Here is a 25,368-nt window from a genome sequence, read left to right as displayed (position 1 = left end):
TATCCACCCTCCTTACCCGAGGGCGATATGGGGCAAGCGAGGAAAGGCCTTGGCAGAAAGGCGGGCCGCCGCAAGGCGGCGGTATCCCCTCGCCGCCGAGAAGCCGAATCCAAAACGCCGGGCCAATCGAAAAGCCGGGTCGTTCGGGCAGGTGCGGATAAAAATCAGAACGCAGAAGTTACCAGGCTTGCCAGGGAACTGAACGAAGCGCTGGCGCAGCAGTCCGCCAGTTCAGACGTGCTGGCGGTGATCAACTCTTCGCCGGGAAATCTGGCTCCCGTATTCGAGGCGATCGTCGACAAGGCGCTCAAGATTTGCGACGCCGGCTTCGGCGGATTGTGGATGGTCGAGGGCGAACTGGCTCGTCCCGCCGCAACCAGGAACGTGCCGAAAGCCTATAGCAAATTCCTCATGCGGCAGGCATTGCCGCTCACTGCGGCCTTCGGCAGCGGCATCGAGGACAAGCCCTTCAATCACGTCACCGATCTTTCCAAAACCGAATCCTATCGTCGGCGATTGTCGCTGACGGTCGCAAGCGTCGAGCTCGGCGGCATCCGCTCGTACCTTGCCGTTCCCTTGCGCGACGGCTGCGCGTTAACAGGCGTTCTCAGCGTCTATCGCAAGGAGGTGCGGCCGTTCAGCGCCCGGCAAATAGCGCTGCTGCAGGGCTTTGCGATGCAGGCCGAGATTGCCATGAAGAACGCGCGTCTTCTCAAGGAGACGCAGGAGGGGCTGAAGCGACAGACCGCCACTTCCGACATACTCAAGGTGATCGCGAACTCGCCTTCGAATGTGCAGCCGGTTTTCGAAGCCATGCTGGACAAGGCCATCTCGCTTTGCGGGGCCAAGTTCGGCAGCCTCTTTCTCTACGATGGCAAGGGATTCGCCGTCGCCGCCGATCAAAACTTGCCGCGGGAATACGCCAAAGCGGTACGTGGCCGATCGTTTTCGCCGGAAGCGAACGCCGGTTTTCGTTTCGTGGTCGAGAAAAAATCGACGCTTCACGTCCCAGACATGTTCGCTGACGCCTCTTACGCCCGGGGAGAGGCCGTGCGCAAGGCCGCGGTCGAGCTTGGTGGCGTGCGCAGTCTGATCGCGGTGCCGCTGCTGAAGAGAGGCAAGTTGATTGGCAACTTCTCGATTTACAAGAAGGATCCTGGCGGATTCGCAGAGAACCAGGTTGCGCTGGTTGAAAATTTTGCCAGTCAGGCCGTCATCGCCATCGAGAACGCGCGGCTGTTCAACGAGACGCGGGAAGCCTTGGCCCGGCAGACGGCGGCCGCCGATGTGCTGAGGATCATAAGCTCGTCGCCGCGCGATCTGGGGCCCGTATTCGAGGCCATGCTCGGCAACGCGATGCGAATTTGTGACGCGAAATTCGGTCACATCCTGCTCTACGACGGGGAGCGTTTTCACGCGACGCATTTGCACGATGTTCCCAAAGCCTACCGTGCGTTCTGGGATGAACACGGGCCGATACATCCCAGTCCGGATACCGGTCTTGGCCGGCTTGCGCGCACGAGACAGCTCATACATATCCCGGACCTCAAGGCTGATCCCGCTTACGCCGCAGGTGAGCCGTTGCGTATCGTTACGGTCGACCTGGCAGGAGCGCGATCCTTCCTCGCCGTTCCCATGCTCAAGGAGACCGGCTTGGTTGGTGCGATCGTAATCTACCGCCAGGAAGTGCAGCCATTCACTGACGACCAGATCGCGCTCGTTGAAAATTTTGCCAGCCAGGCCGTCATCGCCTTCGAGAACGCGCGCCTTTTCAACGAGACCCAGGAGGCGCTTGAGCGTCAGATCGCGACTGCCGAAGTGCTGAGGATCATCAGCTCGTCGCCGCGCGATCTGGAACCGGTGTTCACGGCGATACTGGAGAATGCTACGCGCCTCTGCGAAGCAAAATTCGGTCATTTGTTCCTTAGCGAGGAAGATGATTTTCGTGTGGTTGCACTGCAAAGTGCTGCGGCCAATTATCCCGATTGGCTGAAGCGGGGACAGAAACTGGCGCCCCTCGACAATCCGCACGGTCCGCTCGCCCAACTTGCTCGAAGCAAGAAGGTCGTTCACATCGCCGACCTCGCCGCTGAGCAGGCCTATATTGAGGGCAATGCGCGAATGGTTGCCCTCGTCGAATCCAGCGGTGCACGGACGTTTCTGGGCGTACCCATGTTCAAGGAAGGAGCACTGATCGGAGCGATTGCAATCTATCGTCAGGAAGTGAGGCCATTCACCGACGAGCAGATTGCGCTCGTTGAAAATTTTGCCAGCCAGGCCGTCATCGCCATTGAGAACGCGCGCCTCTTCAATGAGACCCAGGAATCGCTGCAGCAGCAAACCGCGACCGCCGATGTGCTCAAGGTGATCAGCCGCTCGGCGTTCGATCTCGACGCCGTGCTGGGGACATTGGTTGAGTCTGCGGCAAGGCTGTGCGGAGCCGAGCGCGGCATCCTTTTCCTTCGCAAGGGAAACGAATGTCACGTCGCCAACGTCTACGGCTTCTCACCGGAGCTCGAGGCCTTTGCCAGAGTACATCCAATTCCGATCGACGGTGCCAGCACCACCGCCCGTGCCGCGGCATCAGGCATTGCGGTTCAGACCGTGGACCTTCTTGCCGATCCGTCCCTGAACGAGGTTGCGCGTCAATACCAGAAACTTGGCGGTCACCGAACCAATCTTGGTGTCCCGCTGAAACGAAACGGCGAGATCATCGGTGTCTTCACGTTGACCCGACAGATTGTGCGCGCCTTCACCGACAAGCAGATCGAGCTGGTGCAGACCTTCGCCGATCAGGCCGTCATCGCCATCGAGAACGTCCGTTTGTTCGACGAGGTGCAGGCACGCACGCGTGATCTGGAGGAATCGCTGCAGCACCAAACGGCGACCGCCGAGGTGCTCAAGGTCATCAGCCGCTCGGCGTTCGATCTGCAGACCGTGCTCGATACGCTGGTAGAATCTGCAGTGACGCTGTCGGGCGCCCGTACCGGCACCATTTTTCAAAAGCGCGGCGATCTTTATCACCTCACGGCCGATTACGGCTATTCGCCCGAGATGCAGGAGTACGGACGTGCCCACCCCCTTGCTCCAGGCCTGGACAGCAACGTGGGTCGCACGTCCCTGACCGCAGCCGTCGTGCAGATTCCTGACGTGCTTGCAGACCCGCATTGGAAGGCGCATGGCTACCAGCGTGTCGGCAATTTTCGCGCGATGCTGGGAATTCCCATCATCCGCGAGGGAACCGTTGAGGGTGTCTTCTCGCTGGCGAAGCCGGAAACTGGCATGTTCGGGCCGCGTCAGGTCGAGCTGGTGCAGACTTTCGCCGACCAGGCATCGATCGCGATCGAGAACGCGCGCCTGTTCGATGAAGTGCAGGCGAAGACGCGTGATCTTTCCGAATCGCTGCAGCAGCAAACGGCGACCGCCGAGGTGCTCAAGGTCATCACCCGCTCGACGTTCAACCTGCAGGCCGTTCTCGATACGCTGGTCGAATCGGCGACACGGCTTTGCGACGCCCAGGACGCCCTTATTTTTCTGCCCGAGGGCAATGTCTACCGCGCAGCGGCGCGCTTCGGCTTTACACCTGAATATCATGCGTACATTGGATCGAATCCCATACGGATCGATCGAGGCAGCGTGGTGGGTCGGACCGTGATCGACAAGCAACTCGTTCACATTTCCGATGTGCTCGCCGATCCCGACTATTCAAGGTTCGATGCGCAAAAGATTGCCGGCTATCGCGCGGTCCTTGGCGCCCCCATGCTGCGGGAAGGAAATGTGGTCGGAGTGATCTTCCTGACGCGGACCAGGCCGGAGCCTTTCACCGAGAAGCAGATCGAGTTGGTCAAGACGTTTGCGGATCAGGCGATCATCGCGATCGAGAATACGCGCCTGTTCGACGAGGTGCAGGCGAAGACGCGCGATCTCGAGGAATCGCTGCGGCAGCAGACGGCAACGGCCGACGTGCTGAAGATCATCAGCCGCTCTGCCTTCGATTTGCAAAGGGTATTGAGTACGTTGACGGAATCAGCGGCAAGACTATGCGATGCCGATTATTCGTGGTTATTCCAACGCGACGGCGAGTTCTTCCGCTTTGTAGCCAGTTTCGGCGAATCCCCGGAAGTCCACGCGCAGCTGAGAAGTTATTTTCGGCCTCTACGTGTTCCAGTCGATCGAAGCAGTGTTACCGGACGCACTGCGCTGGAGGGCCGTGTAATCCACATCCCCGACGTGCTGGCAGACCCGGAATATACCTGGAGCGAAGCACAAAAAATTGGTGGTTACCGGGCCGCGTTGGGAGCACCGTTGCTGCGAGAAGGGAACGTCGTCGGCGTGTTCTTCGTCGCCAATAAGCTGCCGCAGCCTTTCACGGCAAAGCAAATCGAATTAGTGACTACCTTTGCCGACCAGGCCGTGATCGCGATCGAAAATGCCAGGCTGTTCGACGAGGTGCAGGCCAAGACCCGCGATCTGACAGAGTCGCTGCAGCAGCAGACGGCGACCGCCGAGGTGCTCAAGGTTATCAGCTCCTCGTCAGGCGACCTCAAACCGGTATTTGATTCCATCCTTGCGAACGCGACGCAGATCTGCGACGCCAGGTTCGGCATCCTGTTCCTGTCGGAAGGCGACGTGGTCCGCGTGGTTGCGACGCACAGCGTGACGGCAGAATATGCCGAGGCCCGCCGGCGCGAACCGATTATCGTTCCAGGCGAGGGAACGACGTTGCAGCTCGCTTCAAGCACAAGACGGCCGGTCCAGATCGCCGATATTCGAGCCGAGCCTGCCTATCTCAATGACCCCCGGCGGTTTGCCATTCTCGATCTCGCGGGTGCCCGCACCATCATGGGTGTGCCGATCGTCATGGAAGACAAGCTGGTGGGTATCATCAATATCTACCGCACCGAGGTCCGGCCGTTCACCGACAAGCAGGTCGAGCTTGTCAAGAACTTTGCCGCCCAGGCCGTTATCGCGATTGAAAACTCCCGCCTCCTCAGCGAGCTGCGCGAATCTCTCCAGCGGCAGACCGCAACGGCCGACGTGCTGAAAACCATCAGCCGCTCCACCTTCGATTTGCCGGCCGTCCTGCACGCGCTGGTCCAAACCGCGGCACAGCTCTGCGATGCCGACAAGGGCACCATTACCCGGCAGAAGGATGGCGCGTTCTACCGCGCCGAGTCCTGCGGCTTTTCGGACGACTTCATGAACTATGTGCGCGACGTCCCCGTTGTCGTCGATCGGCACACCGCGACGGGGCGCGCCCTGCTCGAGGGCGTCGTCATCCACATCCCCGACGTCGAGAAAGATCTGGAATATAGTTTCGGTGACGGTCCGAGGCTCGGCGACTATCGCGCGCTGCTCGGGGTACCGATGTTGCGCGAAGGCGTGCCGATCGGCGTCATCACCTTGACCCGGACCGAGCCGCGCGGCTTTACCGACAAGCAAATCGAGCTGGCCGCAACTTTCGCGGACCAGGCCGCGATCGCGATTCAGAATGTCCGGCTGTTCAATGAGACCAGGGAGGCACTGGAGCGGCAGACAGCCACTGCCGAAATCCTTCAGGTGATCGCCAGTTCGCCCTCCGACGTGCAGCCTGTGTTCGATGCAATCGCCACAAGGGCCAACAGCCTGATCGGAGGCTTCTCCAGCACCGTCTTCCGCTTTAGCGATGGCATGGCTCACCTGAAGGCGTTTACGCCGACGACGCCGAAAGCAGATGAGGTCCTCAAATCGACTTTCCCGCGCCCGGTCGCGGATTTTCAGCCGTTTCAAATGGCGCAGGCCGGCAAGGTCACGCAAATTCCCGACACCGAAGCTCCAACATACGAGCTCAAGGAAATTGCGCGGGCGCGCGGCTATCGCAGCATGTTGTTTGCGCCGCTGATGAACAAGGATGTGTCGATCGGCTTTATCGCGGTCACGCGCGTTCAACCGGGCAATTTCTCGGAGCATCACGTGCAGCTGCTGCGGACTTTTGCCGACCAGGCCGTGATCGCGATCGAGAACGCACGGCTGTTCGACGAGGTCCAGGCTCGCACGCGCGAGCTTGCCAAATCCCTGGACGACCTGCGCGCCGCGCAGGACCGCCTGGTGCAGACCGAGAAGCTGGCTTCGCTCGGCCAGCTCACCGCTGGCATCGCGCACGAGATCAAGAATCCGCTCAACTTCGTCAACAATTTCTCGGCGCTCTCGGCCGAATTGGTCGACGAGATGGACGGCGTACTCGAAGCGGCCAGGCTCGAGGACGAGAAACGCACCGAACTCGACGAGATTCGCAAGCTTCTCAAGAGCAATCTCGAAAAGGTCGTGCAGCACGGCAAGCGCGCCGACTCGATCGTCAAGAACATGCTGTTGCACTCGCGTTCAGGTTCGGGCGAACGGCGGCCGGTCGAGATCAACGCCATCATCGACGAGAGCCTGAACCTTGCCTATCACGGCGCGCGCGCCGAAAAGCAGGGCTTCAACATCACGCTGGAACGTGATTTCGATCCCTCGGCCGGGATCGCCGACGTATATCCGCAGGAGATCACGCGAGTGCTTTTGAACCTGGTCTCGAACGGGTTTTACGCCGCAACCAAGCGCGCGATTGAGGCCGGCAATGGTTTCGAACCGAGGCTGAAGGCCGCGACAAAGAGTCTCGGAGACATGGTCGAGATACGCATCCGCGATAACGGCACGGGAATTCCGCCTGATATCAGGGAGAAAATCTTCAACCCGTTTTTCACGACCAAGCCGGCCGGCGAGGGCACCGGGCTTGGCCTGTCGATGAGTCATGATATCGTGGTCAAGCAGCACGGCGGTACGATCGACATTGCGACGGAGCCCGGTGCATTTACCGAATTCATCATTACATTGCCGCGCACGATGATTCAGCCAGGGGCAGGGGAGCCAAAAAATTGAGCACGTACATTCTCGTGGTCGACGACGAGCCCGATATCGAAAGTCTGTTTCGCCAGCAATTCCGCCGCGACGTGCGTTCGGGGCGTTTCATCATGGAATTCGCCGCTTCCGCGCCGGAGGCGCTGGAGCGGGCCAAGGCCATTAGCGATCCTTCGCTGATCCTGATCCTGTCGGACATCAACATGCCCGGTATGAGCGGCCTGGAAATGCTGCCCAAGGTGAAGGCGGCGCGGCCCAACGTGCCGGTGATCATGATCACGGCTTACGGCGATGAGGCGACGAGGAAGAAGGCGATGGCGCTGGGTGCGGCCGGGCTCTTGACCAAGCCAATCGATTTCGGCTGCCTGCGCCAGGAAATCGACCAGCGGCTGGCACGCGCGGCGTAGTCCACTCACTTGGCACTTGGCCCTGACGACAAATGGCTCCGAAGCTTTTTGGCTCCGGAGCCATCACTACACCTCAGACTCAGTTGCCGGTCGGCAACGCGATCGTGACGCCTTCCTTTGCGAGCTGATCCCTGATGAACTGGAACCTCTCGTAGTTGGTCAGCGTCACCGGCCCGGAATAGGATGAGCTCTGCACCTTGCGCGGCGGGTATTTTACATAGGTCTTCATCAGTTCCTTGATCGCGTCGCTGATCGTTATCATCACCCAGGTACGCTCTGTGTAATTGTTCATGAAGATGTCATAGCGTTCCTGCGGGTCCTGCCAAAGGTCGAAGACCTGCGGCACCGTAGCGACGTAGCTTTCTGCGCCCTTCCAGCCAAGGTTGGAGTCGACGGCAAGGCCGCCCGTCTTCACGCCGTCATCGCCGCGCAAATTGAACACGGCCTTGTAATTGCCGGAACGCGCCGCACCCGGCGTCAATTCGTTCTCTGTGAAATAGAACCAATTCTTGCGTGCCGACTTGCCGGTGCCGAACAGGATTGGCGACATGTCGTAGCTGTCGAAGATGATCGGCTGACCGGTGCGGTCGTTTTCCGGCAGCTTCACGCCTGCAAGGGACGCAAAAGTGGCCATGTAATCCAAACCGCCGACGATGTCTGAATTCCTGGAGCCGGCCTTGATACCGGGACCCCAGGCGAGCGACGGAACACGGTTGCCGCCTTCGCGCACTGTGCCCTTGGTGCCGCGGAATGGCGTGTAGCCGGCGTCAGGATAGACGTCCTGCCAGGCGCCGTTATCGGTGGTCCAGAACACGTAGGTGTTCTTGTCGAGTCCGAGTGCGCGAATCTTGTCCAGGATCCGGCCAATCCGCGTGTCGTTCTCGACGACGGAGTCGGCATATTTGCTCTTCGAAAGCGACTTATATTGGAATTCCGGAGCGGGCATGTTCGGTTGGTGCACCTTCATGAAGTTGACGCTCATGAAGAACGGCTGACCCGACTTGCCATTGCGGTCGAGATATTCGAGCGCGGCCTTCTCGACGTAGCTGTCGAAAAACGGAATTCCGACGACGCCCGGTCCGCCGTTGACGACGGGCGTGTCGACATATTGACCGTTGATCTTGAAATCCTCTTTCGCGGGCTGTCCGGCATTGCCGGACAATGCGCCCTTTGTCACGCGCTGGAACATGGCCCGCAATTCGGGATCCATGTCCGGAAACCAGGTCGGATCGGCGTAAGTGTAGGCATTGAGGTGATAGAGACCGGCATATTTCATCTCGTCATAGCCCTGCGCATTAGGAAGCGCGTAGTCGGCCTCGCCGAGATGCCATTTGCCGGTGAAGAATGTCTTGTAACCGCCGGTCTTGAGAACCGAAGCCAGCGTCCACTCAGCCGCCGGCAAGCCGCCGCCTTCACCCTGGAAAGCGACGGTGGTCATGCCACTTCGGTTCGGAATTCGTCCGGTCTGCATCGCTGCGCGCCCGGGAGTGCAGCTCGGCTGCGCGTAGAATGAGAAGAACTGCATTCCCTCGGCGGCCAGGCGGTCGAGGTTGGGCGTCGCCATGCCACGGTTCTCGCCGCCGCCATAGGCGCCCGCATCGCCATATCCGAAATCGTCGGAGACGATCATGACGATGTTGGGTTTCGATGGTTGCTGTTCCGCGAGTGCAGGGAGCGCGGTCACGGCCAAGACGACCACGGACGCGCACAAACGCGGCTTCCAGGATTTCATGAATGTTACTCCGGTGCGAGGACTCGGGCTGCCCCGAAATATTCGAACATCGACGCTCGGATCGATTTTGACCTATATCAACGCACCGATCTCGCTGGCGCGAGGCGCTAGCTTGCTGTGCGGCCAAAAATCTCGTCCGCTGGCGCCGGCAGCGTCATCTTGAAGTTTTCATCGATGATTTCCCGCAGCTCGTCGGCGCTTGCGATGGCGCGCTCGGCCATGATCTCGCCGTCGCGGGCCTCGACGACAAACCGGCGATTGATCAATTTGTAGCGTCGGTCGCCGGCCAGTCTCTCCATCACCAGCATGTTGGTAAAAGGCACATTCGGACTGGTCGAGGTGAACCAGCTGCCGAGTTCGTAGTCGGCCGCAATTTGCGGCTGCAGGTCGAAGACGTACATGATCCGCCAATCTGCCGCGCGTCTTGCGGCGAGCGAGAACAGGCCATCCGACCGGCTCAGCCGGTAGGTGCCCATCGCGGTCTGCTGATTGACATCGCTCTCGAGCCGCAATGGAGCGTCGAGCAGGCAAGCGCCAAAGCCGACATCGGCGAGGTAGGGACCTTCCGGAAGATCGACCTTGAGCATCATGTGTACCTTCGGCCCGAGCGGGCTTTCGGGCGGCGAATTCCAGCGCACGCGCCCACCGAGCCCCGTGACCGCAAAGCCGATCGCCTCCAGCGCGGCCTTGAACAGCGCATTCTGCTCGAAACAATATCCACCGCGGTGGCTATCGACCAGCTTTGCTTGCAGGGACGCAAGATCAAGCCTGACCGGACGGCCCAGCAGCGGGTCGATGCCTTCAAACGGGATGGCGGAGAGGTGCGCGGCTTGAAGGGCCGCCAATGTTTTCAAACCGGGTTCGATTCCCTTGTCATAACCGATGCGCTTCAGGTATTTGTTCAATCTGAATTCGCCCGACATTATTGCCCCATAGCCAGCGACAGCGAATTACTATTTCATGGACGGGGTTTCGAAGCCAGCACGACGCCTGACGGCACCTCGTCGGCTTTGGGCGGATCATGGGCGCCGCGCAGAGGCGACGTGGGATAAATCAAGACCTGGATGCATTTCAGCGAGGCCACGCTGACCTTTCCGCAAGCGCTCGTGCTGCGCTATTCCCGGCTCGAGCCCGAGGAGCGAATTTGAAGTTCCATCGGTATCGCGGCAATGCTCGTGATAGGAACTTCAAATTCATAGCCGCTACTCAAATCAACAAGTTGCCAGAGCTCCCTTGATTTCCGAAGTTCGCATCAGACGTCGCCGCGATGCGAACTTCGGAATCGGAGCTCTAGTCGAGGGAGACGCGAATGACGCCCGATTGCATCATGCCGAGTGCGCGTGCCGCGTTGAGCGACAGATCGATGACCCTGCCGCGAATGAACGGCCCGCGGTCGTTGACGCGGCATTGAATCGAGCGGCTGCCGTAGCTCACCGTGACGATGCTTCCAAACGGCCTCGTGCGGTGAGCGCAGGTCATTCCGTTGCCACGAGCGCTGTAGTAGGAAGCACCGGATTCGGCCTGAGCGGATGAGATGGGAAGAAGGGGAAGGGCGGCAATCGATAGATACAAAAGTTTTCGATACATGGGTCCTCGCTGACACGTGACCCTGCCCATGGGCGTAGCATGCCACGAAATTTGTCGGCAGCTGGGCCGAATCTGGGCTTTTGTCGAATGTGACTCACATGGGTTAGGTGCGGGTGCGCGAATGTGAAGCGTAACGGTAGCTCGTTCCGGCTCCGTGATGCCGCGCCCGTTGCGGGGTGTCCATTCGTCTTCATTGTCTTGATTTTTCGGAGTCGTGCGTTGTTCTGCCTTCGGCCGTGCGGCGGATGACCTCGGTGGAAGCCGTGGTCGGATTGTTCTGCATTGCCGCCGTGATCGCGGGGCCCTGATCGTCGATGCGCACGCGGCGAAACGTCGCTCCTCGGTGCCGGGCGAGCGCGGCGCTTCGTTGAGCACTTCAGGATTTCGATCGGACGAATTCTCTAAGGAAGCACCGTCATCGATGTCAGGTCGCTCGCTGCCGTACCGGGCGACAACGACGCCAGACTGATGACGATCAAGAACACGACGAGGAGTGCCACGCCGGCGAGCACCATCGTCGTGCCGTCATGGGTGAGTTTTTTTGCGATGATTGATGTGATGAAATTGAGCAAAATTCACGGTCACGTCCTCCGTTGACAAGGCCATGAGAATCTCGAAGCCGGAAAGCAATGATTTCGTCAGTTGTAAATTGCTGATTGACGCTGCAAAACAATCTGAACGCGATGACAAGCGGTGATGTTTTTACGAAATCGCGAAAACAAATCGCGCTGCCGTTCTCGCGATGTCATCGCTCGATGCAGAAATCATCTGCCTCGTGCGGCAGGCGCACGGAAGATGGCATCACAACGTTTCATTTTTATTGCAGTTGTGAGTTAGCAAATCGCATGCCAAAGGGCCGTCATTGAAATGATTTGCGTTTTGCATTTTCGAAGGCGTCAATAGAAGCCATCGATCAAACCTTGGGCAGGTCAGCCTGCGCGCAATCCCCGCATCGCCGACAGATGCGGCCGAAAATGCAAAGACGCGCCTCGCCACCGACGCGCGGTGGAACCCTTCTCCATCGCGCTCGCAATGCAGATGGATTGGGAATACCATGCAAAAGCCGGAATTTTCCCGGACGATCCTGTCGGCGGCCATTGACTAACATGCGGCACGCCACACGTTGAAAATACGGCCGACAATGAAGTTGGTCGGAGCAGAGGAGATGTAATGACTCCACCTGCAAATCGTGCCGCAGTGATCGCTGCTGCATATGCCCGGGCACCAGCGTAGCGGCTAACCCACGGACACGTTCCGAGAGCGGCCTATGGTCCTCATCAGTAGGGCATGGATCAGCTTGGCCTCTCTCGGTGCGGGCGGCGCGACTTTCTTGCTGACGGATCGGCGATTGACGTCGTCGCGGCCTTCGTTGCCGATTTTTATTTCGGAACGAGCTTTTCTCGTTGCGCTCCGCCGCACCGCCGAGTTTTTCTCTGTATGATCACCGCTGCAAGTCTACTCGGACGAAAAGTTCGAGAACGATCGGAGCGGTGATGGGTATCGAGACCGAATTGAAGTTCCGCGTGCCGCAACGCGGGCTTCAAACTCTGCGCAGCCGGAAAATTCCCGGCAGCACCATGGGCGAAAGCTCGGAGAACGATCTCCGCTCGATCTATTTCGACACCCCCAGGCTCAAACTGAAGCGCCGCGGCCTTTCCTTGCGGGTGCGGAAGGCCGGCGGCAAGCATGTTCAAACGATCAAGGCGGACGCGCCTGCCAGTTTTGGCCGCGGTGAATGGGAGACGGAGGTCAATGACGGTTTTCCCGACCTTCGCAAGGTCAAGGGTACGCCGCTGAAGCAGATCGGCGCAAAGAAGCTGCGCCGCAAGTTGAAGCCCATCTTTGAAACTTCCGTTCATCGCACCGTCGTGCCTGTTCGCACCGGGGGAAGCGAAATCGAGCTCGCCATCGACCGTGGAAACATCAAGGCCGGGCGGCGCTCAAGCAGAATAGAGGAGGTCGAGCTCGAACTGAAGCGCGGCCGGCCAGCCGACCTCTTCCGCTTGGCAAAGACGATGGAGAGGCGATCGGAAGCCGAACTCTATCTGCGAACCAAGTCTGAACGAGGCTACGAGCTGGCGCAAGGCAACGAGGGCCAGGTGGTTTTTGCAGAGACTATCGAGCTCGGCAAAGGCGTGGCTGCGGGCGAAGCATTCCGGACGATCGCGCGCTCGTGCGTGCGCCATTTCGCCGATAACGCGGATGCCGTGCGCGCTTGCGATCCGGAAGGCGTCCATCAGATGAGAGTGGGATTGCGTCGGCTGCGTGCGGCAATCTCGATTTTCGCGAGCCTCCTGCCTGACCGCCGGACCGAAAGGATAAGGACGGAACTGAAATGGTTGACGGACGAACTCGCGCCAGCGCGCGAGATCGATGTCTTCGTCAAACAGGAGATAAAGCCCCTCGGCAGTGGCGTCGTGCCGAGAAGGGCCAGCAAGGCGCTCGAAGAACAGTTTGCCGCCAAACGCGATTCCGCGTTCGCTCGCGCCCGGAGGACCGTCGATTCAGCGCGCTTCCGCGCCCTCTTGCTCGACGTGCTGACCTGGATCGAGGGCTCGCATGACCATTCGGCCGATCAGGCGGGCGCGGCTGCCACCAGGTTCGCAACCGATGTTCTGCGTCGACAGGTCAGGAAGGTCCTCAAACAGGGAAAGCATCTTGCAAAGCTTTCCGCACGCGGGCGGCACAAGGTTCGGATCAGGGTCAAGAAGATCAGATACGCCGTCGAATTTTTCGAAAGCCTTTTTCCGAAGCGTCGTCGAAAGGCCCTTGCACGCCTGTCACGGCGCTTGCGCAGGATCCAGGACGCGTTGGGATCGCTCAACGATTTGATCGCCCACCGCCAGATGGCCGCGGCGGCTGCGCTGCACGCGCCGCGACGAAACAGGCGAGCCCGCGCCTTTGCCTCGGGCGTCATTGTAGGCAGGGAGGAAGAGGCGGCAAAGCCGCTGATGAAAGTGGCGATCAGGGAAGTAGGCAAGCTTCGACATGCCGGCAGATTCTTGTGACGCTTCGCCCAAGGATTGGGACAGACGATCGTCCGGCGGCCGGTGCGTCAGCCGTCTTCCGCGATCAATCGTTGCCGCTTAAGCTTCGAAAATCCGGTCTGACCTCGGCGTGGCGGCCCCGAGAGGGCCCCGCTGTCACAATTTTTGGGTCGCCAGCTGAAACGCGATGTGACAGAATTAATTCAGTTAGATGTCAGTTTGGTTACGCGCGGGAATTGTACCATGAGTTCGCAATGGCGTGCGCGCCCAGCTTCGCTGGCCTGGTCAAATCCGGTTGCCCGCTGGTGGGCGCTTTTGACCTCGGTTAGCGGTGCAAACATCGCGGCCTGGTTGCTGCTTTACAGCCAGTTTCACCAACAACCAGCTGGAAGCCTTGCCGGCCTGCCCGGCTTCACGCTCGTCTGGCGCCAGACCATCACGCCCTCCAGCGCGCCCGGCCTCGAACTCATGCTGTTGCTCTGCGCGGCCTATGTTTTCGGCTGCGCGTTCCGCTCGTTCCTTCCGCGCGCCGACGTTCAGCGCATCTGCCTGTTCGATACCTGGCTGTCGAGCGTCGCCGTCGGCCGGTCGGTGGCGACGGTGGCCGAGGTTTGTTTCGCCGCGCAGTGGGCGATTCTTCTTTATCAGCTCGGCAGGCTGACCGTATCGGACACCACCTTGAACGCGGCTCTGGTGATCGTGCCGTTGATCCTCATCGCCGAGTGTTTCTCGTGGTACGCAGTGCTGACCACCAATTATTTCTTCAATGCGATCGAAAATTCGATATGGGCAGTTGCCTTCGTCGTGGTTGGAGCAGGTCTCGGCCGCTTGTTGCCGGAGTTCGATGGCGTGGTTCGCGTGATCCTCATCGCGGCGATGACGGGCATCGCCTTCTATTTGGCGTTTCTGGTGACCGTGGACGTGCCGATGTATCTCAGCCGCTGGCGGGCCGATACGGCCAGCGGTAGCAGGCGGCTGCGGCCGATTGAAGGCCTGCGCGATGTGGCGACGCGCTGGGTCGTGACCCACGACATTGCCCATTGGAAAGACGAGATTGCCTGGATGTCGCTTTATTTCAGCATGGCAGTCTGGGCCAGCCTGGCGCTGTGCGTCTTTTACGCGCTGATCCGACTTCCTGTATAGCGTCTCCGAAGGCGTTGCCGCTCATGAAATCGTGCAGCGGAACAGCACCTCGATGGTGGCGATCGTCAGCACGATGGCGATCGCCGTCAACACCACTGCGCGCGGCGTGAACGCGGGGTCGGGCCCGGGTTCGGCGATCGGAGAGGCAACCTCGATCAACTCGATCCAGCGCGCGAGCGCAGGGTATTGTGACCGATCGACTTCCACCCAGCGATCCAACCACCGCGTCTGCGCGATCTCCTCATGCGCCGTCTTCGGTGACGGCTGATGCCGCGCGCGTTGACCGATCGTCGTGCCGGGTTTGATGATCTGAAAAGCCCTGGGTGTCGGCACGGTGTCCCAGCAATGTTCGCGTGGATGCAAATAAAGATGCAGCGAAGGAAAATGCTGACGCGCTTCAATCCTCGTCATGCAGGATTGCGAAGCTTCCGTTGATGTCGTCAGCGCCAGCAGGACAAAGGCCAAAACAGCAGTCACTGCGAAAGGCATCTCTTGCTCCATTCGGATACAGTCGTGCCTCCGCCGAGGTATCGCAGTGGTAACCCCTACAGATTGACGAATTGCAAATGCACACCGTTCTCATGGGCAACAGCGGTGTCCAGTTGATGCAATCCCCTGCGTTCAAAATGGAATACGGAAATCAGCGACGGATGATTTTGGGGGTGCACGATTTAAGTGATGCTGCGTTGGCGCAATACAACCTTAAAGCAAGCGGTGATTTCCTGGCACGATCGCGGCATCAATGCGGCGCCTCAGCGCGCCCAAATTTCGGTCCAAAATCCGCCCTCCGACTCAGATCAAAGATGCCGACTGGCGCGCGTTCGACTACCAGAATAGGGGGATGAGCCATGGGACCCATACATCCGACACATGGCACGCAAGGACGCCTCGATGGAGCGCCGCTTGGACGTGACGACTACGCTGACAACGAGTACACCGACGAAGATGTCGTGTCGCTGCTTGAAGAGAATGCCCGGCTGCGCAAGCTTGTCGTCAAGCTCTCGGAACTCGTCCTGAGAAACGTCGTACAAGCAAAGTGACGGGTTGTCGCCGTCCAGTGACTTGATGCGAAGGTCTTGCCCCGCCGCCCGCCGGCGAGGCAATCCGTGCCCCTCTGCGCCGACGATCCAGCCCGCTTGGCGGGAGGTATTTTGCTACGTCGGGGGTGATTGATCGCGCGCCGGCTTGCGCCAAGGCGGACGGCATCCGTAGAGCCTCGATTTCGCCCGAGGCGGGCCTTTCACTCTGACGCCGTTTCCTGGTCTCTCATCGCCAGGCCAAGGACCCGGCACCGCCTTCGGCATTCACTGATAAAACACTGGTCGAAAATGGAAACCGACGCGCCGGCCGCGTGCTTTCCTGGCCGGCTCGCCTTGTGCTTGCGGAACGGATAAGACTAATTTCGTGGACAAAGAGAGCGCGGGCGAAGCTTTTCCATCCCCGCGGAACCAGGTCGGGGAAACGGATCATGTCATTCTTGGTGGATCGCCGAGGGCTCGTTCGCGCGTCCTTTGCCTTTGCCGCGGTGCGGCTTGCGGCAGTGGGCCTTGCAGCGCCGGCGTTGATCGGGCGGGCCGAAGCGGCAGTTCTGAAACTGAAGTTGTCCTCCTCGCAGGCCAACGATGCGAAATTTGCCAACGGGAGAGTTTTTTACGATAACCTCGTCAGGCAAATCGCCGCAAGTCCGCTCGCCGGGCAGGTCGAGGTTGCATTTTTCCCGGACAATCAGCTGGGGCAGGAGATCGACGTCATCAACTCGGTCAAGCTCGGCGTGATCGACATGATGGTTTCCGGCTCCTCGATTGCCGCCAATCTGGTGCCGCTGGTCGGTACCTATGACCTCGGTTACCTCTTTACGTCCTTCCCGCAGCAGACCAAGGCGTTCGACGCAGGAGCCGCCGCGCCGATCGAACAGGCGCTGCTCAAAGGCGCCAATATCCGCATCATTGCCTGGGCCTACAATTTCGGCTCGCGCTCGGTGCTGGCGCGCAAGGCGGTCAATACGCCGGATGATCTAACCGGCCTGAAGATCCGCACGCTGCCCAATCCCGTGATCACCGAATGCCTGCGCCTGATGGGAGCAGCCGCTACCCCAATGGCGTTCGGTGAGATCTACACGGCGTTGCAGGCCGGCGTGCTCGACGGGCTCGAACATGATCCGCCCACCATCGTCGCCTCGAAATTCTACGAGACGTCGAAATTCTATTCGCTCACCCAGCACAATTTCTCGCCGCTCGCGATCTACCTCTCCGAAACCACTTTCAACCGCATTCCTTCTGTCCAGCGCGAAGCCTTCATCGATGCGGCGAAGAAGGCTGCCGCCGATACCCGCGCGCACGGACTCAACGTCGAGAAGGAAGCCCTCGCCCAGCTCAAGGACAAGGGGGTTGCGGTGATCGACTGCGACCGCGAGGCATTCCGCAAGCGCGTTCTTCCGCAGACCGAAGCCTTCGTCAAGGCGCGCCCCGAGGCCAGGCAAGTGGTCGATTTGATCCGCGCCACCTCGACATAAGAATGCTTGACGCGGCTGAAAACTTGTCCGGTGCACCTGTCGGCGTCGGTCGGCAGGCGACAAGCGCATTGCTGATGATCACCGATATCGTTGCGGCAGGCCTCCTCGCCGCAGACCTTGCGGTCGTGATCTACTCGGTGCTGGCGCGCTCGCTTTTCAACGCGCCGGTCGAATGGGCCGACGACGTCGCGCGCGGGCTGATGGTGGCCTCAAGCTTTTTTGGCGCGGCGTCGGCGCTGGCGCGCGGCGAAAATCCCGGCGTGATTTTCTTCCGCTCGTTGTTGCCGCGGGCCTGGCAGGATGTCGTCGACGATCTCGGCGCGGCGCTGGTTTTGATCGTTTCAGCCTATGTCGCGTTTCACGCCATCGAGATGGGCTGGCTTACCTCCGGCCAGACCACGGGCTCCGGCTTGCCGCTCGAACTCACCTTCTATCCGATGGGACTGGGTGCGGCCTGCATGACGGCGTTCGCCGCCGAAATCTTTCTCGACCGCGGTTGGCAGCGTGTGCTGCGTGCGGCGGCCATCCTGGCCGCAGTCGCCGGCGTCTTTCTTGCTGGCAGCGCGCGGGTTCCGGACGCCATGCCGTCTTCCGGCACGCTGATGCTGGTGGGCTTTGCCTTGACCCTCGCCGGCGGACTGCCGATCGGTTTTGCGCTGGCGCTCGCCGCGCTGATCTTCATTCTCGTCGAGGGCACTCTTCCCGGCGTGATCTTCGCCCAACAAATGGCGCGCGGAATCGACAATTTCGTGCTGCTCGCGATTCCCTTCTTCATCCTGGTCGGCTACCTGATGGAAGCCAACGGCATGTCGGCGCGGCTGATCGAATGGCTGCAACGCCTTGTGGGAAGGATGCGCGGCGGCCTAAACGTCGTGATGGTCACGGCGATGGTGCTGTTCTCCGGCATCTCCGGCTCGAAAATGGCCGATGTCGCAGCCGTGGGCGCGGTGCTGGTTCCGGCTTCGCGCAAATCCGGACAGAACCCGGGTTCGACAGTGGCGCTGCTCGCCGCGTCCGCCGTGATGGCGGAGACCATCCCGCCTTGCATCAATCTCATCATCCTGGGCTTTGTCGCCAATCTTTCGATCGGCGGACTGTTCGCGGCCGGCCTGTTGCCGGCCGCGCTGATGGCATCCGCATTGATCGCGGTGTCGATCCTGTTCGGCAGGCGCGATGCGGCTACGCCTGCGGCCGAGCTCTCGCGCGCGCAGGTGAGACGCATGTGGCTGGGCGCCGGCGTGTCGCTCGGCCTGATCGCCATGATCTTCATCGGCTTCAAATCGGGCTTTGCCACCGCGACCGAAATATCCGCCTTCGCCTCGCTCTATGCCATCGCGGTCGGTTCGGTGGTGTTTGGTGAACTGACGCCGCGCGAGGCCGCGCGCAGCTTCGTTCAGGCGGCCGCGCGCTCCGGTCTCGTGCTCTTCATCGTTGCTTCCGCGCAGTCGCTGGCTTTCGTCTTGACATTGCAGCAGGTGCCGCATGCGGTCGCGGAGTTCATGGTGGGGCTGTCGCACCAGGGCGGCATCTCATTGTTCATGCTTTTGTCGATCGCGATCCTGATCGTGATGGGCTCGGTGCTGGAGGGTGCGGCGGCGCTGATCATATTCGGGCCGCTGCTGGTTCCGGTGGCCGGCCAGCTTGGCATTGCGCCGTTGCATTATGGCGTGGTGCTGGTGATCGCGATGGGCATTGGGCTATTTGCCCCGCCGCTCGGGCTCGGCCTCTATGGCGCCTGCCTGATCGGCAAGGTGCCGGTCGAACAGACGGTGCGGCCCATGATCGGCTATCTCGGCCTACTGCTCGTTTGTCTGTTGGTCATCGCCTTCGTGCCCGAGATCTCGACCTTCCTGCCGAAGCTGATGGGCTATTGAAAAATTTGGCATCCAAGAAACGGTCTGTCGAACCATGAAAATCCTCCTCACCCACACGCCTCACATGCGCGACAATTATTATGGCGCTCGCGCGCTTTCCGGGCTGCGGTCGCTCGGCGAGGTCGTGCTGCACCAGGGCCATGAGACGCTGGAAGGCGCGACGCTGATATCGGCCGCGCGGAATTGCGACCTCATCGTCGCCGATCGCGCCACCGCGGTGCCGGCGCCGATCTTTGACGGGCTTTCATCGTTGAGGGCGGTGTTGCGCTGCGCGGTCGATATTCGCAACATCGACGTTGTCGCCGCATCATCGCGCGGTGTGCTGGTTACGCGCGCCAAACCCGGCTTCGTCGAGTCCGTCACCGAACTGGTGCTCGGCTTCCTTGTCGATCTCAATCGCGGCATTTCCCGCGCGAGCGCGGCCTATCAGGCCGGCGAGGTGCCGATCGCAAGGATGGGGCGGCAGCTTGCGGGCACCACGATCGGCATCATCGGCTATGGTGCGATCGGCCGCGCGCTGGCTCCGCTCGTGGCCAACCTCGGCATGCGCGTCTTGATCAGCGATCCGCATGTCACCGTGGAGAACCCGAACTTCCGCCAGGTCGATCTGCCGACCTTGCTGGCTGGCTCCGATCACTTGGTCTGCCTTGCGATCGCCAATGAAGCGACGGAAAATCTGATCAATGCCGAGGCTTTCGCGCGGATGCGGCGCGATGCGGTGTTCATCAATGTCTCGCGCGGCAACCTCGTCGATGAAGCAGCCCTTGCTTCCGCGATCTCGGAAGGACGCATCGCCGGCGCCGCGATCGATGTCGGGCGGGCGCCGGATCAAATGCCGACGCCTGCGATTGCGAAGCTCGAAGGCGTCATCGCCACGCCTCATATCGGGGGCCTGACACCGCCGGCGATCGAGGCGCAGGCGCTGCACACCGTGGAGCAGGTCAGTGCGCTGGTCTCGGGCGCGGTGCCCGACGGTGCCGTCAACGAGCAGAGCTGGACCCGGCGGATCTGATTTTTCGACAGTCGAAGCGAATCGGTTATGGATGTTCTGTGGTTCGAGAGTAAGTGATGTCCCTTGCCGATTACGCGTCGGGACCGTTCCCGGTCCTTGCCAAGCTTGCTGGTCTGTTGCGCTATACCGCTTCGGCGATTTTTCGTTTGTCCGCGCATCTCCGCCGCGCGAAGCCAGCCGAAAAATCTCCGGCCAGCGATTTTGACCGCGCCCCTCCCGCCATCGTCGAGCATTCGCCGAACGACAAGGTCGTCGCCGCGCTGGAAACCGACCCGCGCGGGAAGCGGGAGCTTCTGATTCGGCGGCGTTGGGCCGAGACCGGCATGAGGATGTGGAGCGCAAGGGTTCACGGCGCCGGAGACGCGCCGTTGAACATCCAGGGCAGCGTGGAGTTGCTGCCGCCAGAGCCGGGCGAGACCGTGCGCCGCTACGACAAGCTCGAATTTCGTCTGCTCGGTGGGCGGATCGTTTGCGAAGGCGTCGTGGTCGATCCGCCAAAGCGCACAAGCTAGCTGCCAACAATCCAGCGCGCGCGACTCGCCGGCGTGAGCGTCCTGCGATCTCCCGCGCGTCGCGTGAATCATATTAGATCATGATGCGATTAAGTGGAATCGCATCATGATCTCATCTCTCTGTTTGAGCGTGATCTTTTCGGAAAACCGGTTTCCACTTTTCGGCTCTCGCGTCAGCAATCGACCGCACTGCGGTGCCTGGCGAGCCAACGTGTATAAAACTGTCACACACCCGCAGGGTACGTTCTTACCCACTTTGATATGGGTCAATCTGCACTTCACACCGTGGTTCCATCCTGCTCCTGGAGGAGCAGGTCGGAATGAAACGATGGAGTGCACGATGATCGAGAGGTCGAGACATTACGGAGTTGCGGCGTTGATTGCCATCGCCGCACTGACCGGCGTTGTTACAGGCGCCAGCGCACAAAATCAAAAGCCGAACATTCTTGTCATCATGGGCGACGATGTCGGCTGGTTCAATATCGGCGCGTATCACCGGGGTATCATGGCCGGCCGGACGCCTAACCTCGATCAGTTGGCTTCCGAAGGAATGATGTTCACCGACTATTACGCTGAAGCGAGCTGCACGGCCGGCCGTGCCAACTTCATTACTGGCGAACTGCCGATCCGCACCGGCCTGACAACGGTCGGTCAAGCTGGTTCTCCTATTGGCATGCCGGATGAAGCGCCGACCATCGCTACCGTGCTGAAATCGATGGGCTACGCGACAGGGCAGTTTGGCAAGAACCATTTAGGCGACCGGAACCAATTCCTCCCAACGGTCCACGGCTTCGACGAATTCTTCGGTTATCTCTATCACTTGGATGGAATGGAGGACCCCTGTCACCGCAATTATCCGCCGGCGTTAAAAGCGACGGTGGGTCCGCGCAACATGCTTCACACCTGGGCGACGGACAAGGACGACCCAACGGAACAGCCGCGCTGGGGCAAGGTCGGGAAACAGAGAATTGAAGATGCTGGCGAACTCTGCCCGAAGCGCATGGAGACGGTTGACGACGAAATACTAGCGAATGCGTTCAAGTTCCTCGACAAGGCGAGACAGGACGGCAAGCCGTTCTTCCTCTGGCTCAACCCCACGCGCATGCATGTCTTCACGCATCTCTCCGAGAAGTACGAGAACTTGCGCACGCCTGAGAACGGTTGGACCATTGAGGAAGCCGGGATGGCGCAACTCGACGACATCGTTGGCTCGATCATGAAGTACCTGAAGGACAATGGGCTCGACAACAACACCATCCTCGTCTTTACCACCGACAATGGCGCCGAGAATTTCTCGTGGCCGGATGGCGGTCAGACCCCGTTTGCCGGCGCCAAGGGAATGGCGCTTGAGGGCGGCTTCCGCTCACCGGCGATCATCCGCTGGCCCGGCAAGGTACCAGCTGGCAAGGTGGAAAATGGGATCATGTCCGGCCTCGACTGGTTCCCGACATTTGTGGCCGCCGCCGGCAACCCGAACATCGTTGAAGAACTCAAGAAAGGCAAACAAATCGGCGACCGCACCTTTAAGGTTCACCTCGACGGCTACGATCAGACAGACGTTATCACCGGCAAGGGGCCGTCGAAACGCCACGAAGTCTACTATTTCACTGAAACCACGCTCGCCGCGGTGCGTATCAACGACTTCAAATACAGACTGACCGATCAGCCGAATGGCTGGTTCGGTGGCACCGTCAAGGTCGATTGGCCAATCCTTGTCAACTTGCGTCTTGATCCCTTCGAGCGCACGGGCCTGAACCAGTCGCTGTTCGCGAAGGACTGGTGGGGCACCGAGTTCTGGCGGTTCGTTTTCCTTCAGCAGGAGATGGGAAGGGAGGCACAAACCTTTTTTGAATTCCCACCCATGCAGAAGGGCGGCAGCTTCAATCTGGCTGCCGTCAAGGAGGAGCTGGATAAGAAGATGGCGGCCCACGCGGCGCAATAAAAAGGCCGCGTCGCAACACGAGGCACGCCGCGCTGTCCGTCTCTTTCGATGGGCGGTACAGTGTGGGCGCGCGACGCCGCCGCACAGTGCCAAATGAAGCGCCAATGTCGCTTCTTGGCCCGAGGCGGACCTCCCGCGATGTCGGCTCAATGCGCCGCAAGCGCCGGCGCGCTGGGTGGCGGCTTGCGGGCGTGAAGGGCCTGCTCGAAGCCGAAGGCCAGCTCAATCAAACGTCCCTCGCTCCAGGGTCTTCCCAGAATATCCATTCCGACCGGCACGCCCAGCGGGGCATTTGCGGTCGGCGGCGAGAACCCGGCCGGCACGGTGATGGCCGGAAATCCGGTGACGGAAGCAAGAATGCCGTTGCGGTCGGCCTGATTGGGTTCGCTCAACGGCACGACCAGCCGTCGCTGCAGCGGGTAGACGATCGCATCCAGCCCGTGCTCGGCGAAAACCGACATCAGCGCCTGCCGCGTACGCTGGTTTCGCAACAGCCGCTCCTTGTAGTCCGGCTCCTCCATGCCGTTGGTGAACGCTTCCGCGCTCAACAAAAATTTCTCCAGCGAAGGCTTGTGAACCTTGGCGGATGCGATGATCTCGGAAAGTGTCTTTGCCGGGGCATTGGGCGAGATAGGCGTTGATCAGCGTCTTGAACTCGTATTTCTGCACGTCGTTTTCGGGACCGAGCTTGTTGGCATCGAGTGCCGGCGCATCGACGTCGACCACCTCGGCGCCTGCGTTCTTCAACGCGGCGATCGCCGCCGCCATCACGGCGTTGACGTCCTGATGTTCGGAAGCGTTGCCGTACATCGCCTTCAAGACCCCGATCCGCGCGCCGCGCAAACCGCCGGCCTTCAGGAACTGGACATAACCGGCCGGCGTGTTGCCGATGCTCCATGCGGTGGCGGGATCATTCGGATCGTAGCCAGCCATCACCTCGAGAAGCCGCGCGGCGTCGGCGACATTGCGAGCGATCGGCCCGATCGCGTCCTGGGTCTCGGAAACCGGCATGATCCCGGAGCGGCTCAACAGACCTTTGGTCGGGCGAATGCCGACCAGCGCATTGGCGGAAGCAGGCGAGCGGATCGAGTTCACGGTGTCACTGCCTGTGCCGGCGAGCGCGAGGTTGGCGGCCACCGCCACGCCCGTTCCGCCGCTCGAACCTCCGGGCGTTCGCGTCAGGTCATAAGCGTCGAGCGTCTGGCCACCGAGAGAGCTGACGGTCGTTCCGGCGAGAGCGAATTCGTGCATGTTGGACTTGCCGAGAATGATCGCGCCGGCCTTGCGCAATCTCGCGACCACGAAGGCATCGGCTGGCGGCTGCATTCCCTCAAGCGCGGCTGAACCTCCCGTGGTCGGCAGATCGGCGGTGTTGTAATTGTCCTTGAGCACCAGCGGCGCACAAAAGAGCGGCCCCATTGCCGCTCCGGCCGCTCGTTCCGCGTCAAGCCGGTCAGCCTCGGCCAGCGCTTTCGGGTTGAGCGTCAGGATCGCATTGAGCGCGGGTCCCTTGCGATCGTAGGCGGCGATGCGGTCGAGATAGGCCTGGACGATCTGGCGGCAGGTCGTGGCCTTGCCTTGCAGGGCCTCTTGAACGCCCGCGATCGTCGTCTCCTCGATTGCAAAGCTTTGAGCCTCGACCCTGGACGTGATCATGAACACCGCCACTGCAAACATACATGCAAAATTCTTCATTACCGATCCCACCGCGGCCAAACGCTATCGAACCTCGAATAGCGATTCGCTCTTCCGGGGGCAACACATACAGCCTTTCGCGTTTGAATTTCGACGAATAGGATTGACGCCTTCGCGGGGCGCGCGCGGCAGGCCTGCTCGCCATCGCTGAAAACGCGGGGAATTGGGATAAAGGCTTTTTCGAAACTGCAGGCCTGAGCGCAGAATCCTTCCTGCTTGCATCGATCGCCATCTTCGACAAGGCACGCGCTTATGAAGAACTCTGCCTTCCGCTCCGATGCTCCGGTCACGCGCGTCACCGCGCACGCGCTCCACGTCGGGGACCGGATCAACACGGCAGGCTTCGAGAAGGATGCACTCTCCGCCGTTCCGCTCGCGATCCGGACCGGCACGGACGGCATCGCGGTCATGTTCCGTTTCGGCGTCGTGGTGTTTTTTGGAACGTCTGGACAAGAGGAGGCGGCCTTCATGGAAAGGCTGTCGCCGCGCATCGGCGGCAGGTTGACGCCTGTCGAGGAGGAAACTGCGACCCTCGAAGTCGCAAGCGAGACCAGCGACCAGGTGGCGGCGGGCGGGCCGATCCAGGTCCGCGACATGTCACTGGCAAGGCTTCTCGTCGCTTCCGATGTCCTGGCCAAGAGCGTCGTGCTCGCCCATGACGAGCGCGAAGTGGCCAAGGTGTTCGAAATCATCGATCCCTTCGTGCGCGAACTGGCGAGTTCCGGAAAGGTGCGACGAAACCGGCGCGGCATATTGAAGCTGATCGGCGATGCGCTGTTGCTGCAGCATAACGTCTCCGGCCGCGTCGCGATTGCCGAGAAGCCCGATGCGCTGTGGGACCGTCCGGATCTGGAACGCCTCTATGCGCGCCTGGAAGACGAATACGAACTTGAACAACGGGTCGAAACCTTCAACCGCAAGCTTGCGGTGGTCGCGGAAACCGCAAATACCTTTGCCGACATGATCGACACGAGGCGGTCATTGCGCCTGGAAATCATCGTCGTGCTGCTGATTGCTTTCGAGATCGTCATCACCTTCTATCAGATCTTTGCGGCACGCGGGCATTGAACGGGGTCGCGATGTCCGGCG

The 25,368-nt window shown here is 60.5% G+C and carries 17 protein-coding genes and 2 pseudogenes; 12 read left to right on the top strand and 7 right to left on the bottom strand.

Going from position 1 to position 25,368, the window contains the following annotated elements:
• The first annotated feature begins 27 nt into the window (after nucleotides 1-27).
• Nucleotides 28-6,897: a GAF domain-containing protein gene (locus VNX23_RS27435; RefSeq protein ID WP_325634701.1), complete on the top strand. Its 6,870-nt coding sequence runs from the start codon at nucleotides 28-30 to the stop codon at nucleotides 6,895-6,897.
• Nucleotides 6,894-7,283, top strand: a complete 390-nt coding sequence (locus VNX23_RS27430; protein ID WP_325634700.1) for a response regulator — start codon at nucleotides 6,894-6,896, stop codon at nucleotides 7,281-7,283. The genes VNX23_RS27435 and VNX23_RS27430 overlap by 4 nt, the downstream gene beginning before the upstream one ends.
• Before the next feature lie 79 nt (nucleotides 7,284-7,362).
• Here VNX23_RS27430 and VNX23_RS27425 read toward each other — a convergent pair whose 3' ends face one another.
• Nucleotides 7,363-9,015 carry an arylsulfatase gene (locus tag VNX23_RS27425; RefSeq protein WP_414643093.1) on the bottom strand — a complete coding sequence of 551 codons (1,653 nt, stop codon included), beginning with the start codon at nucleotides 9,013-9,015 and terminating at the stop codon, nucleotides 7,363-7,365.
• 107 nt (nucleotides 9,016-9,122) lie between these two features.
• Nucleotides 9,123-9,938, bottom strand: a complete 816-nt coding sequence (locus tag VNX23_RS27420) for an arylamine N-acetyltransferase (RefSeq protein WP_325634699.1) — start codon at nucleotides 9,936-9,938, stop codon at nucleotides 9,123-9,125.
• A 138-nt stretch (nucleotides 9,939-10,076) separates the two neighbouring features.
• On the opposite strand from VNX23_RS27420, the pseudogene VNX23_RS27415 reads away from it, so the two are divergent.
• Nucleotides 10,077-10,157, top strand: a pseudogene (locus VNX23_RS27415) (glutathione S-transferase); the annotation flags it as partial.
• 148 nt (nucleotides 10,158-10,305) lie between these two features.
• Here the strand turns inward: VNX23_RS27415 and VNX23_RS27410 are convergent.
• Entirely contained in the window at nucleotides 10,306-10,602 is a 297-nt protein-coding gene (locus VNX23_RS27410; protein ID WP_325634698.1) for a septal ring lytic transglycosylase RlpA family protein, read from the bottom strand.
• 401 nt (nucleotides 10,603-11,003) lie between these two features.
• Nucleotides 11,004-11,174, bottom strand: coding sequence for a hypothetical protein (locus VNX23_RS27405; RefSeq protein ID WP_325634697.1), 171 nt, complete (start codon nucleotides 11,172-11,174; stop codon nucleotides 11,004-11,006).
• A 921-nt stretch (nucleotides 11,175-12,095) separates the two neighbouring features.
• Between VNX23_RS27405 and VNX23_RS27400 the strand changes: the two genes are divergently transcribed.
• Nucleotides 12,096-13,610 (top strand): CHAD domain-containing protein, encoded by a 1,515-nt coding sequence (locus tag VNX23_RS27400; RefSeq protein ID WP_325634696.1) that lies wholly within the window; start codon nucleotides 12,096-12,098, stop codon nucleotides 13,608-13,610.
• A 222-nt stretch (nucleotides 13,611-13,832) separates the two neighbouring features.
• Nucleotides 13,833-14,732 carry a hypothetical protein gene (locus VNX23_RS27395; protein WP_325634727.1) on the top strand — a complete coding sequence of 300 codons (900 nt, stop codon included), beginning with the start codon at nucleotides 13,833-13,835 and terminating at the stop codon, nucleotides 14,730-14,732.
• A 21-nt stretch (nucleotides 14,733-14,753) separates the two neighbouring features.
• Here VNX23_RS27395 and VNX23_RS27390 read toward each other — a convergent pair whose 3' ends face one another.
• A complete protein-coding gene (locus tag VNX23_RS27390; protein WP_325634695.1) occupies nucleotides 14,754-15,221 on the bottom strand; it encodes a hypothetical protein in 468 nt (155 codons plus the stop codon).
• Between the two features lie 359 nt (nucleotides 15,222-15,580).
• On the opposite strand from VNX23_RS27390, the gene VNX23_RS27385 reads away from it, so the two are divergent.
• The 6 genes from VNX23_RS27385 (at nucleotide 15,581) to VNX23_RS27360 (ending at nucleotide 22,584) form a co-directional block, all read left to right on the top strand.
• Nucleotides 15,581-15,772, top strand: a complete 192-nt coding sequence (locus VNX23_RS27385) for a hypothetical protein (protein WP_325634694.1) — start codon at nucleotides 15,581-15,583, stop codon at nucleotides 15,770-15,772.
• A 428-nt stretch (nucleotides 15,773-16,200) separates the two neighbouring features.
• A complete protein-coding gene (locus VNX23_RS27380; protein WP_325634693.1) occupies nucleotides 16,201-17,244 on the top strand; it encodes a TRAP transporter substrate-binding protein in 1,044 nt (347 codons plus the stop codon).
• A 2-nt stretch (nucleotides 17,245-17,246) separates the two neighbouring features.
• Nucleotides 17,247-19,118, top strand: a complete 1,872-nt coding sequence (locus tag VNX23_RS27375) for a TRAP transporter large permease subunit (RefSeq protein WP_325634692.1) — start codon at nucleotides 17,247-17,249, stop codon at nucleotides 19,116-19,118.
• Between the two features lie 34 nt (nucleotides 19,119-19,152).
• The gene (locus VNX23_RS27370; protein ID WP_325634691.1) at nucleotides 19,153-20,130 is read left to right on the top strand and encodes an NAD(P)-dependent oxidoreductase; all 978 of its coding nucleotides are present in this window, start codon (nucleotides 19,153-19,155) and stop codon (nucleotides 20,128-20,130) included.
• Between the two features lie 56 nt (nucleotides 20,131-20,186).
• On the top strand, nucleotides 20,187-20,642 hold the full coding sequence (locus tag VNX23_RS31165; RefSeq protein WP_414643092.1) for a hypothetical protein: 456 nt from the start codon (nucleotides 20,187-20,189) through the stop codon (nucleotides 20,640-20,642).
• 340 nt (nucleotides 20,643-20,982) lie between these two features.
• Entirely contained in the window at nucleotides 20,983-22,584 is a 1,602-nt protein-coding gene (locus VNX23_RS27360) for an arylsulfatase (protein WP_325634690.1), read from the top strand.
• A 146-nt stretch (nucleotides 22,585-22,730) separates the two neighbouring features.
• Here VNX23_RS27360 and VNX23_RS31160 read toward each other — a convergent pair whose 3' ends face one another.
• Nucleotides 22,731-23,105, bottom strand: a complete 375-nt coding sequence (locus tag VNX23_RS31160; protein ID WP_414643091.1) for an amidase family protein — start codon at nucleotides 23,103-23,105, stop codon at nucleotides 22,731-22,733.
• 187 nt (nucleotides 23,106-23,292) lie between these two features.
• Nucleotides 23,293-24,240, bottom strand: a pseudogene (locus VNX23_RS27355) (amidase family protein); the annotation flags it as partial.
• A 291-nt stretch (nucleotides 24,241-24,531) separates the two neighbouring features.
• Here VNX23_RS27355 and VNX23_RS27350 point away from each other — a divergent pair.
• Entirely contained in the window at nucleotides 24,532-25,347 is an 816-nt protein-coding gene (locus VNX23_RS27350; RefSeq protein WP_325634688.1) for an RMD1 family protein, read from the top strand.
• Nucleotides 25,348-25,368 lie beyond the last annotated feature (21 nt).

The organism is Bradyrhizobium sp. (assembly GCF_035570375.1).
GTDB lineage: Bacteria > Pseudomonadota > Alphaproteobacteria > Rhizobiales > Xanthobacteraceae > Bradyrhizobium.
The sequence above is the reverse complement of the archived record's forward strand: the minus strand, read 5'-3'. Positions and strand labels throughout refer to the sequence as shown.